This window comes from Psychrobacillus faecigallinarum, assembly GCF_014836595.1.
Classification (GTDB): Bacteria; Bacillota; Bacilli; order Bacillales_A; family Planococcaceae; genus Psychrobacillus; species Psychrobacillus faecigallinarum.
Genome location: NZ_JACSQO010000002.1, coordinates 51093 through 64112, shown reverse-complemented (window position 1 = coordinate 64112; position 13020 = coordinate 51093). Strand labels below are relative to the sequence as shown.

16 protein-coding genes are annotated in these 13020 nt (G+C 36.0%); 2 read left to right on the top strand and 14 right to left on the bottom strand.

The annotated features are described in order from the left end of the window. Positions 1-88: 88 nt before the first annotated feature. The 6 genes from ytpR to H9650_RS05035 form a co-directional block, all read right to left on the bottom strand. Positions 89-694 carry a YtpR family tRNA-binding protein gene (gene ytpR / locus H9650_RS05060; protein ID WP_144535249.1) on the bottom strand — a complete coding sequence of 202 codons (606 nt, stop codon included), beginning with the start codon at positions 692-694 and terminating at the stop codon, positions 89-91. Beyond that, entirely contained in the window at positions 691-1506 is an 816-nt protein-coding gene (locus tag H9650_RS05055) for a DUF1444 family protein (protein ID WP_144535247.1), read from the bottom strand. The genes ytpR and H9650_RS05055 overlap by 4 nt, the downstream gene beginning before the upstream one ends. 131 nt (positions 1507-1637) lie before the next feature. Next, the gene (locus H9650_RS05050) at positions 1638-1949 is read right to left on the bottom strand and encodes a thioredoxin family protein (RefSeq protein ID WP_144535245.1); all 312 of its coding nucleotides are present in this window, start codon (positions 1947-1949) and stop codon (positions 1638-1640) included. 11 nt (positions 1950-1960) lie between these two features. After that, on the bottom strand, positions 1961-2473 hold the full coding sequence (locus tag H9650_RS05045) for a hypothetical protein (protein ID WP_154310303.1): 513 nt from the start codon (positions 2471-2473) through the stop codon (positions 1961-1963). Positions 2474-2566: 93 nt separating this feature from the next. Beyond that, entirely contained in the window at positions 2567-3115 is a 549-nt protein-coding gene (locus tag H9650_RS05040; RefSeq protein ID WP_144535241.1) for a DUF84 family protein, read from the bottom strand. Between the two features lie 180 nt (positions 3116-3295). Further along, entirely contained in the window at positions 3296-4369 is a 1074-nt protein-coding gene (locus H9650_RS05035) for a M42 family metallopeptidase (protein ID WP_191696743.1), read from the bottom strand. A gap of 173 nt (positions 4370-4542) precedes the next feature. Between H9650_RS05035 and H9650_RS05030 the strand changes: the two genes are divergently transcribed. Both H9650_RS05030 and H9650_RS05025 read left to right on the top strand, forming a co-directional pair. Then, the gene (locus H9650_RS05030) at positions 4543-4857 is read left to right on the top strand and encodes a hypothetical protein (protein WP_144535237.1); all 315 of its coding nucleotides are present in this window, start codon (positions 4543-4545) and stop codon (positions 4855-4857) included. Between the two features lie 76 nt (positions 4858-4933). Beyond that, positions 4934-5104 carry a hypothetical protein gene (locus H9650_RS05025; protein WP_186318030.1) on the top strand — a complete coding sequence of 57 codons (171 nt, stop codon included), beginning with the start codon at positions 4934-4936 and terminating at the stop codon, positions 5102-5104. A 319-nt stretch (positions 5105-5423) separates the two neighbouring features. Here H9650_RS05025 and H9650_RS05020 read toward each other — a convergent pair whose 3' ends face one another. From H9650_RS05020 to pepV, 8 genes are all read right to left on the bottom strand, one after another. Beyond that, on the bottom strand, positions 5424-6314 hold the full coding sequence (locus tag H9650_RS05020) for an alpha/beta fold hydrolase (RefSeq protein ID WP_191696742.1): 891 nt from the start codon (positions 6312-6314) through the stop codon (positions 5424-5426). A 165-nt stretch (positions 6315-6479) separates the two neighbouring features. Further along, on the bottom strand, positions 6480-7328 hold the full coding sequence (locus H9650_RS05015; protein ID WP_191696741.1) for a YtnP family quorum-quenching lactonase: 849 nt from the start codon (positions 7326-7328) through the stop codon (positions 6480-6482). Positions 7329-7359: 31 nt separating this feature from the next. Next, positions 7360-8010, bottom strand: coding sequence for a tRNA (guanosine(46)-N7)-methyltransferase TrmB (gene trmB / locus H9650_RS05010; RefSeq protein ID WP_191696740.1), 651 nt, complete (start codon positions 8008-8010; stop codon positions 7360-7362). A 4-nt stretch (positions 8011-8014) separates the two neighbouring features. Continuing rightward, a complete protein-coding gene (locus tag H9650_RS05005; RefSeq protein ID WP_191696739.1) occupies positions 8015-8953 on the bottom strand; it encodes a diacylglycerol/lipid kinase family protein in 939 nt (312 codons plus the stop codon). Beyond that, positions 8946-9929: a nuclease-related domain-containing protein gene (locus tag H9650_RS05000; RefSeq protein ID WP_151113445.1), complete on the bottom strand. Its 984-nt coding sequence runs from the start codon at positions 9927-9929 to the stop codon at positions 8946-8948. Before H9650_RS05000 ends, H9650_RS05005 begins: the two co-directional genes overlap by 8 nt. Positions 9930-9944: 15 nt before the next feature. After that, positions 9945-10478 (bottom strand): RNA 2',3'-cyclic phosphodiesterase, encoded by a 534-nt coding sequence (gene thpR, locus H9650_RS04995; protein WP_225215928.1) that lies wholly within the window; start codon positions 10476-10478, stop codon positions 9945-9947. Then, positions 10475-11326: a D-amino-acid transaminase gene (gene dat, locus H9650_RS04990; protein ID WP_144535223.1), complete on the bottom strand. Its 852-nt coding sequence runs from the start codon at positions 11324-11326 to the stop codon at positions 10475-10477. Before dat ends, thpR begins: the two co-directional genes overlap by 4 nt. A gap of 17 nt (positions 11327-11343) precedes the next feature. Then, positions 11344-12735, bottom strand: a complete 1392-nt coding sequence (pepV, locus tag H9650_RS04985; RefSeq protein ID WP_144535221.1) for a dipeptidase PepV — start codon at positions 12733-12735, stop codon at positions 11344-11346. Positions 12736-13020: the final 285 nt, after the last annotated feature.

Sequence of the window (13020 nt, the reverse complement as noted above, 5' to 3'; positions counted from 1 at the left end):
ATAATTACGGTATACGTCTGTTAAAAATTAAAAGATAGTAGAAAAAAAGCACACCTATTAGGCATGCTTTAAGAACTTCTTCATACTTTTATGAAACAAAGGCACTTCCTATTTCATTGTTATCTTCCAAAACAAGAATACCTTTCACCTCAGGAGCATTTGGTAAAGCAAGCTCTCTGGCAGAGCAAAGCATTCCACTTGAAGCAATTCCTCGAAGTTCTGCATCTTTAATAACCATTCCAGAAGGCATAACAGCTCCGACTTTAGCTACCACTACCTTTTGGCCAGCGTCCACGTTTGGAGCGCCACAAACAATTTGTAAGGTTTCAGTTCCTACGTTTACTTGGCACACCTTTAACTTGTCCGCATTTGGATGCTGCTCTAAAGATTCCACATAACCAACTACGAATTTAGGAGACAGGTCCACCTCTAATTGGTAATCTACTTCATTTGAATTTAATACTGCTTGAATTTTTGTCACAAGCTCCTCATTTAAAGTAACTTGTCCGTTTGCTTCTAGTTGTGCATATTTACTAAATCCAAATATATTGATTGCAAGAATCTCAGCTGATTGCTGATCCTTAACAAGCGTTACATCGCCTTTAGTTTCAGTTATAACTTTTTCTGTTTTTTCTGGTGTTAATTGGACTAATAACACGTCACCTATACCGGCTGCATTGTAAAATATATTCATTTGTCTTCGTTCTCCTTTGTTACTCGATTTTTAGCCAGGATAAAGATTGGCTCTAAATCTCCTTTGTCATATATAAAAGATAATGAGGTAATTGGCACTGTCCCTACTGTAAAGAAATGCATAGTCATTTGAGCAAGAACATCGTAACCTGTCTCATTTCTTATATCACCAATAATCATAACATCTTGATGGGGTACAGAAACAGTCATATCTCCAGAAATCTGTTTTTTCATTTCTTTTAATAGAGATTCGTTTAAGATTCTGCTTGCATCATATCCGTCATTATTGTTAAAAAAGTAAAAGATATTGCCAGCAACTTCATCCGTTTTATAATTTGTTTTTAGATTTCTAACCTGGAATAGAGCTCTCTCCCTTATCTCAGTTTCCCGCACATTCCAGCTCGCTAACATCTTCTCATCTAGCAAACGATAAGTATTTCCTAAATCTAAAGCATAGTAAACTCTAGTTTCAGCAGTATGGTCTTTCGTAACAAATCGGTTTCCCTCGTTAGATTTAAGAGGAAAGGAAGTAGAACGAATTACAGGATAAACCGCTAACGTTGGATCAATTTCTCCTGCCATTTCCTTCTCCATAGCTGAAAATGTCTCTTGTATTGTGTATACTACCTCGTTAATTGCTTCCTCTTTTTTTGTTTCATATTTCGCTAATATAGGAGGAATCGAAATATCCATACCTTTTCCTAGTTGCTTATGGGTTAAACGAAGCTTATTCGTTTCACGATTGTAATCATACATATATATTTCTTCTGTCATTTTAGTTTTAAATAATCTTATCAATTCAAGTGCTTTCAAAGTATCCCTTCCTTTCTTATTCACAAAAGACTTGCCTATGTGAATTCTATCGCTATATAGCAGTTAAAAACAAATATTATGTATGGAATCCCAAATAAAAACGGCTCACAATTTGTGAACCGTTTAGTCTCTTAGATAGATTGAAGAAATAATTCAATTTCTTCTCTTGTTTTACGATCTTTACTTACGAAACGACCTATCTCGTTTCCATTTTCAAAAGCGACAAAACTCGGAATACCTAAAATGTTTAACTCAACACATAAATCTATAAACTTATCTCTATCTACGGAGATAAATTGGAATTCAGAAAACTGCTCTTCCACCTCTCCCATAAACGGGTCGATAAAATGACAATCTGGACACCAATCGGCTGTAAATTTAAATACAACCTTCCCAGTATTCTTTAATTGTTCGAATTGATCAATGGATTGTAAGTTTTCCACGTGAATTCCCCCTATTTCGTTTGAATAGATCTGACTATCATCATCATCTGTTCAAGATTATTAGCAACATCTTTCTCTTTAGTAATAGTTGTTAATTTGATACCGCCAATACTGGTTATTAACTCATATCTTTCTTCGCTATTTTCTAAAATGGCAACAAAACCAAACCGATCATCTTTTTCAAAGGTTGCTTCCTTAATGATTTTCACATTTTTATTTGCCATCATTAAATCATAGTATAATTTACTCGAAGATGATTCATTGGGATTGATAAATAAAATAAAAGAATTTTTCCCTTTGTTGAGAAGAATATTAGTTTCATCGGAATCATCTTCAATAGAATATCCACTTGGTAAGAAAAGTTTTATACTGTTAATTTCTTCGTTAGGATCTTCAGCATCCCCTTGAAAGGCTTTTTCAGCTTGTTCAAGGCCGTCTACAGCTTGTTCATCTATAGATGCGCACCCTGCTATTAAAATGACAGCTAGCGACGCGAGAATAACCCGCATCCAAATTCTCGTCAAATTCTTTCCTCCATTCAATGCATAACTGCTATATATTTTAACTATGATTTTATTTACTTGCAACTAGTATATCTTATTAAGCTAGTTGGTTTTTCATTCCTGTAAATCTAATTTCGCATTTTGAGTCTTTAAAGAAAGTTCATACTGACCAATGAGCAATAACATAATATGCTCGAACATATCACTTCGTTTTACAAAACCGTTTGTAAATACTCCTATTGCTCCTTCGTGATGACGTATACCTTTCTTGTTAGTATAGACGTCCATTATGGGTCCAAGTTCCGCACCCTCTTTTAAACTATCTGCTATTTCCTTTGGTAAGGCTACACCTGCTCCGGTAGCAGTAAACACTTCTCCTGTTTTGGTTGCAAGAGCACCCCAGTTACAAACATACATAGTATCAGAAATTTCCTGTACACCGCCTTCTAAGCCGATGCCAAAGGTACCATCAAAGTCTTGCATTAATCGTTTTGCTCGGTTAATTGCTCCCTGCCTAGTTTCCTCGTTGCTCATCGGCTGATTCGACACTTGTGAGGAAACCTCCTGATTTACAAAAATAGCATCAGGATAAAATTTGCCAGCTACCACTTCAACTGCCTTTGTTTTAGCTCTATTATTAGTTCCAATTAGTATTTTATGCATCGTTTAATCTCCTTCTTTGAAACAAGCCAATGAAAACAATAAGACAGTTCAATTTCATCGGCTGAAAAAGATATGATTTTTGGACTGTCTGTTGCTATCTATTATTCCAAGCAATATGTATTGAATATGTATAATTTATATCTTTAATTTTAAAAAAAGATGCCACTCTGGGCATCCTTTTTAGACGTTTGCTTTAATAGTCTCAAGTGTTGAACGATCGCATGCCTTTACAAGCTTCACAATTAATTCCTTCGCTGCTGCGTAATCATCTGTATGAATAATAGACGAAGAGGTATGAATATAACGTGAACATATACCAACTACTGTACTAGGTACACCTTCTAACGAAGTATGAACTCTTCCTGCATCTGTTCCACCTTGTGAGATAAAATATTGATATGGAATATTATTAGTCTCAGCAGTATCTAATACAAATTCTCTCATCCCTCGATGAGTGATCATGGAGCGGTCAAATATACGTAGTAGAGTACCTTTCCCCAATTGACCAAACTCATTTTTATTGCCAGAAGCATCATTTGCGGGGCTAGCATCTAAAGCGAAGAACAAATCAGGCTTGATCATATTAGTGGAGGCTTGTGCCCCGCGAAGACCTACCTCTTCCATAACATTTGCTCCAGAGTACAACATATTTGGTAACTGTTCATTTTGAACTTCTTTTAATAATTCAATCGCAAGCCCACAACCATAACGGTTGTCCCAAGCCTTAGCCATAATTTTTTTATCATTTGCCATTGGAGTAAACGGACAAACAGGGACAATTTGATCGCCAGGTTTAATACCCATTCTAAGTACATCCTCTTTATCATCAGCACCAACATCGATTAACATATTTTTAATATCCATTGGTTTATTACGAACCTCATCACTCAACAAATGAGGAGGAATAGATCCGATTACACCTGGAATTGTTTTGTAACCTGTAACAATTTCTACACGTTGAGCGAGTAGAACTTGGTTCCACCATCCACCTAGTGGCTGGAAACGTAGCATTCCATTATCCGTGATGCCAGAAACCATAAATCCGACCTCGTCCATATGCCCAGCAACTAATATTTTAGGACCATTTTCATCGCCCTTTTTCAATCCGAAAATTCCACCTAAATTGTCTTGTACTATTTCGTCTGCATATTTAGTTAACTCGGTTCGCATAAATGCTCGAACAGCATGCTCATTTCCTGGAGCCCCAGGTAACTCGGTTAATGTTTTAAACAACCCGCGTGTTTCTTCATTCATCTCAGTAGATGCCTCCTAAAGCATAGAAAAGTTAATTTTGCCTTTTTAAATACATTTCCTATCTATTGTAATAAAAGTTTGAATTGTTTACTACTAATAAATTTCGACAATCGAAAAATTTTACGAAATCGAGTTATGTGATAAACTAAAATAAACAAGAGGGAGGAATTGGAATGAAATTAAGAGACTATATGATGGGATTAGGTACTGGAGTCGTTTTAGGTATTGTTGCAAGTCAGGCTGCAAATAAAATAAATCCAAACAAACCAGCAGATCTAGTGCTTAATAATATAAAGAACTCTTTTAAAGAAGAGGGACCAATCGATGGCTCATGGATTTATATGAGTCCAGAACCTTTCCAAAAAGAAGCAATCCGTTTGGAAGTATATAAAGGCGGAATATCAAGAGTTAAAAATGGAGAGCTTGAACAATTTGAGTTTGCTGCTGATTCGAAGTCTGGAACTGTCGTAGACCTTACAAGAGTATAATACAATGATGTTGCTTTCAGTCATGGAGCATAAATCCACCTCTTAAGTGTAAATTATCTGTAGGAGGTGATATTCCATGAGTAGCAAGAACAGTAAAAAAACCATGAACGAGCGAACGCACAACAGCCAAGAATTATACAAAAATCCTACCGTAAACCCAGATACAGAAATGGGAATTGACTTTGCTGAAGTCTCGAAAAACAAGGTAACGAAACATATTACTAAAGAATCGAATAACAAAAAATAAAGCAAAGGTGAGTTAAAAGCTCACCTTTTTTCTTTTTTAGTGGAGTGTTGCAGAAACCGCCTGAAATGTTGCGCAAAACTTGCGGAGTGTTTCGGGAACGCCTGAAATGTTGCGCAAAACTTGCGTAGTGTTGCGCAAAAGTCTCTAAGTGTTGCGGAAAATTGGCTTACTGTTGCGGGAAATAAGTGAAGTGTTGTGGAAACGGTAGCAAGGAAGTGTGAATCCTCGTTGCATCATCAAATTAGTGACTCGTTGCTCCCCTTTTACTAAGGTGTCAAAAAGAACCCCGCCCGCGTCAAAGAAGATCACGTTCACATCCTTATTTAATATGTCCATTCTTTTCTTCTAGCTCCATTCCTTTTAGTATTCTTATAGCTTCTAGAATGATATCTGGCCGATCTAAATGAATCGAGTGACTGGAGCCTTTTGCAAAGATTAACCTACTATTTTTTGTTATATAAGCTTGCCCCTCAATAAGCTCCTCCCATTTATTTTCTAGAAGTTCAGCTTCTTTTTCAGGCAATCCTTCTTCCACTGCTAATGATATACAATGAGCTTTATCTCTGCCAATGACTATCAAAGGGAGATTGAGAGAAGTATTTAAATTTTTTATTGTTTCAGCATCTCTTTCCCAGTGACTTATCTCCAAATACATTGCCTTATATAAATTTGGCTTTACTTGAAACTCTAGTAGTCTTTTTTGAATGTCTATAGGAAATTGTAGTTGCTGTTTTGTCAGCGTTGGTTTTAGTTGAACCCGCAGTCTTTCTTCATTCATAGAGGAATAAAAAAGGCATTTTTCTAACCAAGCTTCATCCGTGGAATCTTCATTGATCACCGGTAAATCCAATTGATCGAGAGCTTTAAAGTTTACAGATGTGGAATCTACCAATACTACTCCCAACACCTTCTCTTCATGCTTCTTCATAAAATGCTGGACACATAATCCTCCATAAGAATGCCCAACAAAAATAAATGGTTCATTTATTTCAAGGAGACGAATAATCTCTGATATTTCATTTATGACAGTTTCTGTATTTCGTAATTCCTTTAGCAATTCACTTTCACCAAGCCCAGGTCTATGAAACATTATCACACGATTCGTTTTACTTAATGTTTCGGTTATTTCATACCACTCATCAAATGAGGAGCCCATACCCGAAACAATCATTACCGGGGTACCTTCACTTCCTTTAAATAAAATCTCCATGTTCTGTTCGTCTATATTTAAAAAAGTCCTGATTATACTCACCTCAAACTTTAGTAGTTTATCCTTCATTAATTCTCTATAATTTACCAATAACCTTCTATAATTATGTGAATACACAACAAAAAAACAGCTATAAATGTCCTTAGACACTTATAACTGTTTACATCATTTTCTCGTTCTCTCTAGCTTCTCTATAATTTCCTTGCCATCTGTAGACCATTTAATCATTCGATGGTAAGCATCATGATAAAAGCTAAACCAATAATTGTTTTGTAATGCCTCATTCACCCATTTTTGCTTAGCAAACACAGAAGTCATTGGATAATCATCATAAGCTAAAACCCATAAAGGATTTTGGTGAGCATTCGTTGGCATTAGATCTGCCATATGAATGATCGTTTCGCCAGATTGTCTTAATAGTACAATGCTGTGCCCGTCGCTATGCCCACCTGTGTGAACCATCTGAATATCTTCTAATATAGTAATAGAATCCTTGAATGTTGTGACCTGAGATTGAATTGGTTCCCAGTTTTCCTTCCAATAAGTATTGCTAGATCGAATATTAGGATTCTTCATTTCATTCCACTCTACATCTGAAACATAGATAGTAGCATTCGGGAAACTAGAAATTAACTCTCCATTTACCCACTTAGTTAATCCACAAGCGTGATCAAAATGTAAATGTGTCATTAAAATGATAGCGATATCCTCAGCTAGTAGACCTAGCTCGACAAGATTATCATCTACCATCGATTCGTCTGTAATCCCATAGTTTCTTATTTGCTTTTCTGAAAACTTACCAAATCCTATGCCCGCCTCTAGCAAAATGTTTTTACCTTGATATTGGATAAGAATTGGATCGGAAGGAAGCTCTATTTGATTTTTTTCGTTAACAGGATATTTTTTTTCCCATAAAGGCTTTGGCACTACTCCAAACATGGCTCCCCCGTCCATATGTGTCGTACCGCCCTTTAACCATGTTAATGTCATCTCTTGAAACTTATACGTATCCATACTTTCATCCCCTTTGAATAGTATTGACCTTTTACTTGTTGCTCAAAAACCTAGCCTCTAGTCTATAAATCGGCTGACCTTTTGCTGAGAATCTCTCCTCATATTCCGTCATAATATTATCTTCTGGCATATTCGCATGTAAATCAAGCGATACATAAGTCAACAGCATCCCATAAGCCGACATACTTGTTAAAGAATACTCAAATAACCCTCTATTATCTGTTTTAAAATGAACTTCTGCATTGTCTACTAAAATAGATTCATACAGCTTTAAAAACCCTTCGTGAGTTAAGCGTCTCTTTGCATGTCTAATTTTTGGCCATGGATCTGAGAAGTTTAAATACACACGGTGTACATCATTTTTTTGAAAATATTTTGCTAAGTCAGCACCATTCACCTTAAGCAAACGTAAATTTGGTAAAGGCTGTGCTTCTAATGCGTTTTCTAAAGCAGATACAATGACACTATCATAAAGCTCAATTCCTATATAATTGATATCAGGATTTTGTTTTGCCATTCCTGTGATAAATTGGCCTTTACCTGTACCTACTTCAATGTGAAGTGGATTCTCGTTATTGAACACTGAATTCCATTTTCCTTTTTGTTCTTCTGGATTTGGAATTACTATTTCTGGATGAGCGTTTATAAAATCCTCTGCCCATGGTTTGTTTCTTAATCTCATTACTTTAACTCCTTTTACTTGGTGGTTTTGCTAAATTCCAAGCATCGGACTCCACCTTAAACGTAAAAGTACTACCAGGTGTAGTCATACAGGAAAATTCTCCATCTACATGCCCATATACTTCATCGTTCATTTGAATGGTGAACTCTTTTGCTTGAATTTGTTTAATTTCTTTATAAGCAGTATGTTTTCCAAAAAACACAGTGCCAAATATAAATAATAGCTTTGTTCTTTTTAAATGGTGTACTATGGTTAGTTCGATTAATGAATCGTTCGGTAAGGAGGACGGAGAAATTTTCATACCTCCTCCAAAATAAGGCTGATTACATACAGTGATAAACCAAACATCCTCAAACTTTATCTCATCTTCTTTATTTAGTAAAGAAAAAGAAAATTTTTGAAAACAAAATAACTCCTTCACTAGATAAAGTATGTATACTAGTTTACCTAAGCCTAATCTATTTAACCACTTTTTCCAGCTAGAATTATTGGCTGCATACACAACATGAGCGTCAAAACCAAAGCCCGCATTATTTACAAAATGAAATTTCTCTGAATTGGTTTTTAATGTTCCCATGTCCATATATTCTGATGATTGAAATTCCAAAACATATTCATTTAATTGTTCTATTGTTTTAAACACAAAAAAAGTTCGACCAAAATCGTTTCCACTTCCTGCAGAAACAACTCCAACTCGAACATGATTGTATCCTATCAAACCTGAGAGTATTTCGTGTATGGTACCATCTCCACCTATTGCAATAATAAGAAGAGGTTCTTGGCTAGCGTCAGCATATTCCTTCGATATAGCAGTTGCATGCCCACTGTATTCAGTTTTAAAGAGTGTAAAGGAGAACGGGAGCCGGTCCTTCCATGACTCCCATAGCTTTTTAGCTCTTCCCTGACCTGCTACCTCATTTACAATTATCACTACATTATTCATTTTCTATCTCACTCTCTAACTCCCAGCCTGCTCGAGAGTAGGAGGTGGTTTGAACAAGATTAAGTAATGCTTGCGCTGCCTTAAACTGCATATGCTTCATAGGTGAAGGAGATGATTTTAAGGATTGAAACCAAGCAGAAAAACTTCTTGTATCCACTAATTGAGTCTGATAGGTGGAACCTGGATAATCGATATACCCATTCCTAGACAAGACTACCTTTCTTATCGGCAAGTCAATCTCTTCCTTTTTAAACACTTGTAAAAGAATAGATTCCATTCTATTTAAGCTAATCATCGGACTTAATGTTTTACTCTCTGCTTTCCCACTTTTTTTCACCCAGAATCGATCCCCGCTACCGATAAAAGCGTCTGAATCTCTACCCTCTAAAACTACTAAGCATATAATTTCTGTAGGTAAAACAATAATGATATCTAGTTCTACAGGAGCTTTTTTCAATTTAAGAATCGGATAATAAAACAGAAAATAATTATCAGGCAATTGTAGTGTTAATTGCCTCAGCAAACTATCTCTCATATACTTGGGGTCCACATATGATTTTTCCATTAAGGTAGAGCTAGCCCATTTTAATTGAAAATGGAATAATTGATCCAAATACATTCTTCGTAGCTCTTCTTTAGAATTTGGATTATAAACAATATTAGGCTCAAAAAAGAGAGTTGTAGATTCTTCTGGTACATCATGTCCAATCTCTTCTTTTTCCTCTTCCAGTAATTCTGCAGAGGTTTCTTCTTTATTTCGGGAAAATAGTTTAGAGATAAAGGATTTCTTTTCCTCTACCTCTATATCTTCCTCCTGCTCATTTTCAATCCACGATGTATCTAAAGCTCCGTTTTCCCAAGAAGCGTTAATACGCTCCCATTGTTGTTTTTTCAAACGAACAAATTGTGTAGGATAGCGCTTTAAATCAATCTGATATCTGGATATATAATCTTGCAGTTTGACTAACTGAGCCATTCCGTTGCCTCCCTATCACACGTTTATTCTTGCAAAATGTTCGTAACGTGGAGTACTCGCTGGATTTATTTTGTAGATGATAAAATCACGGACTTCAAAAGACTGTTTTTCCAGATCAAATGAATCATAGACACATTTTTCTTTTGACATCCACTTTTTTGCCAGTGTTATATGTGCATGGAAGTCCTTAGAAATATTTAACTCTAAAAAATTCAAAACCTTTTGAACAATTGCCTGCTGCAGTTTCATTAACTCATCTTTTTCTTCTAAGGCTACGAATACAACTCTAGGAGTTTCATCGTTACCAAAATGAGCTAGTCCATCTGTAGTTAAAGAAAAGGCATCCCACTTAATTTGATTCAAAGATGCTATTAAGTCATTTAATACATTTTCATCGACAGCAGCCAAGTATGCTAATGTGATATGGAGATCCTCTGCAAGGGGCAACGTTTTATGTGTTCTATGCATATTTGTTGTCGCCCTTGCCTTTATGAGAGATCTTCCAACCATCTCAGGTACTTTGATTCCTATGAAATAATGTGTGTTCATACTTGTAGAGTGGAGGGAATCTTTTGTTCAAAAGCCTTCTGAAGTTTTCTTGTAAATTCTCCAGGTTTTCCATCGCCGATAGCTTTATCATCAATCGAAATAATCGGCATAACCTCAGCGTTAGTAGATGACATGATAAATTCATCCATTTGCAATGTTTCCTCTTTAGTCATTGCTTTCTCCACTATCGGTAATCCAATTTCTTCACAGCAATCTAATATAACTTTTCTTGTAATACCATTTAAAATTAGGTTGCTAACTGGATGTGTATACAAGACACCATCTTTTATTCCATACATATTAGACGATGATCCTTCTGTCACCGTCTCTCCGCGATGTAAAATTGCTTCAAAACAATCTTTTGTAACAGCCTCTTGTTTAGCAAGTACATTCCCAAGTAGATTCAATGACTTAATATCACATCTCAACCAACGGATATCCTCTACAAAACAAGCCTTTACGCCACTTTCTAGTTGAGCAAGAGGACGAGTCGTTTCTTTTGTATAAGCAGTCAGTACAGAGCTAACTGCTGGGTTAGGAAAGTTATGAATACGAGGACTATTTCCACGTGTTACTTGAAGATAAATTTGACCATTTTGAAGCTCATTCGTTTCAATTAGTTCGTGCATCAATTGATGTAATTTATCTTTTGTATAAGGCATGACTAATTGAATTTTGTCTGCACTTGCGTAAAGACGATCGATATGCTCCGTTGCTGTAAACAAATCACCATTATAAATTTTAATCACTTCATAAATTCCATCTCCGAATTGATAACCACGATCCTCAAAGCCGATTTTTACCTCTTTTTCCTCTACGATTTGATCATTCCATAAAATTTTAGTCATGTTCTATCATCCTCTCCTTATTTTTTCCCAGCAAGCTCTACAATTGCATCTGCATAAATGGCCGTTGCTTTTATTAAATCTTCAATATCTACATATTCATCCACTTGATGTGCTACATCTGGTCTACCAGGGAATAACATTCCAAATGCTACACCTTTTTTCAGTACTCGTGCGTATGTTCCTCCACCAATAGATAATAGTTCTGCTTTTTCTCCCGTTTGACGCTCGTATACCTTTTGAAGAGATTGAATCAGTACATCCTCTTTATCGACAAAATGTGGTGTAGAGTTAGAGCCTAAATCTAATGTAACACCACTATTTTGTAGCTTTTCTCTACAAGCTCCTACTTTTTCCTCAAACGGGTAGCTAACAGAATAGCGTAGGCTTACTTGTGTGCATGAGCCTTGAGCAGGTGCATAATGAATAACCCCAGCATTTAATGTAGTTTCACCAGAAACTTCATCCGCATAGTCTAAGCCCAATGCACGACCTCTGCTTTCGTCACCAAAAGCCATTACAAGAAATTCACAGAATGCTTTGGAATGTGGTGTTAAAGATAATGTTAATAGGAATTTAGCTAGAAAAACCCCTGCATTCACTCCTTGATCTGGCTCCATAGCATGAGCAGATTTTCCACGAACCAATACTTTCACGACTGGCCCTTCTGGCAATACCTCTCCAGTAATACCATGTTCACTTGCAAAAGCATTAAATTTTTCTTTAATAGAATGAGCTCCGCCAAAAATAAATGCAAACGCTTCATCCGGCACCATATTTGTGCGCTTTCCGGCTTGGAAAAATTGAATTGTTTCTGTTTCGGAAGAACCCGTTTGAGAGAAGATTAAATTAGCAATCCCCTTTTCTGCATTAATAATTGGAAAGTCTGCATCTGGAGCAAAGCCTAGGTCAGGCATCTCCTCTTTTTCGAAATAGCGATCAACACATCGGAATCCGCTTTCTTCATCAGAACCAATAATTAGTCTCACACGTTTTGAAAGCTCGATACCAGCTTCCTTAACTAGTTTCATTGCCATCCATGCTGCAATAGTTGGACCTTTATCATCTATTGCTCCTCTACCATAGATACGATCATCAGCAACAACACCTTCGAATGGTGGGTAAGTCCAGCCCTGTCCTTCCGGAACTACATCAACATGACAAAGAATTCCTACTAGTTCCTCTCCACTACCCATTTCAATGTGACCAGCCATATTGTCTATATTTTTCGTAACAAAGCCTTCTTTGTTACCCTCATTTAACATATGTTGAAGCGCCTCAAGTGGCTTTATACCAAAAGGAGCTTCTTCTGTAGCTTCCTTTTCGTCTAAAACGCTAGGGATTTGGATTAATGCCTGTAACTCTTTAATGATCTCAGGCTTTTTTTGTTCTGCTAGGTCTAACCAGTTCATTTATTATATCCTCCTATGTATATTGCATATTTCTTATTTTACACTTAATTTGTTCAAACACACAGCAAAAAGAAGGTTTTTTTAAACCTCTATCAAATAATATTATTAGAGCGGTAACTGCATATTTAAGCTATTCATATAAGTAAAAAATAATTTTTGTTTCTTTTCATATCGCAAAGATTTCAACATACTATTCAATTGTTCTATCAGATTATCAATATTATTTTAGAGATGTATTCTGGTACTAAGGTTAATATTTTTATAATTTTAAATTAAGACAAATCC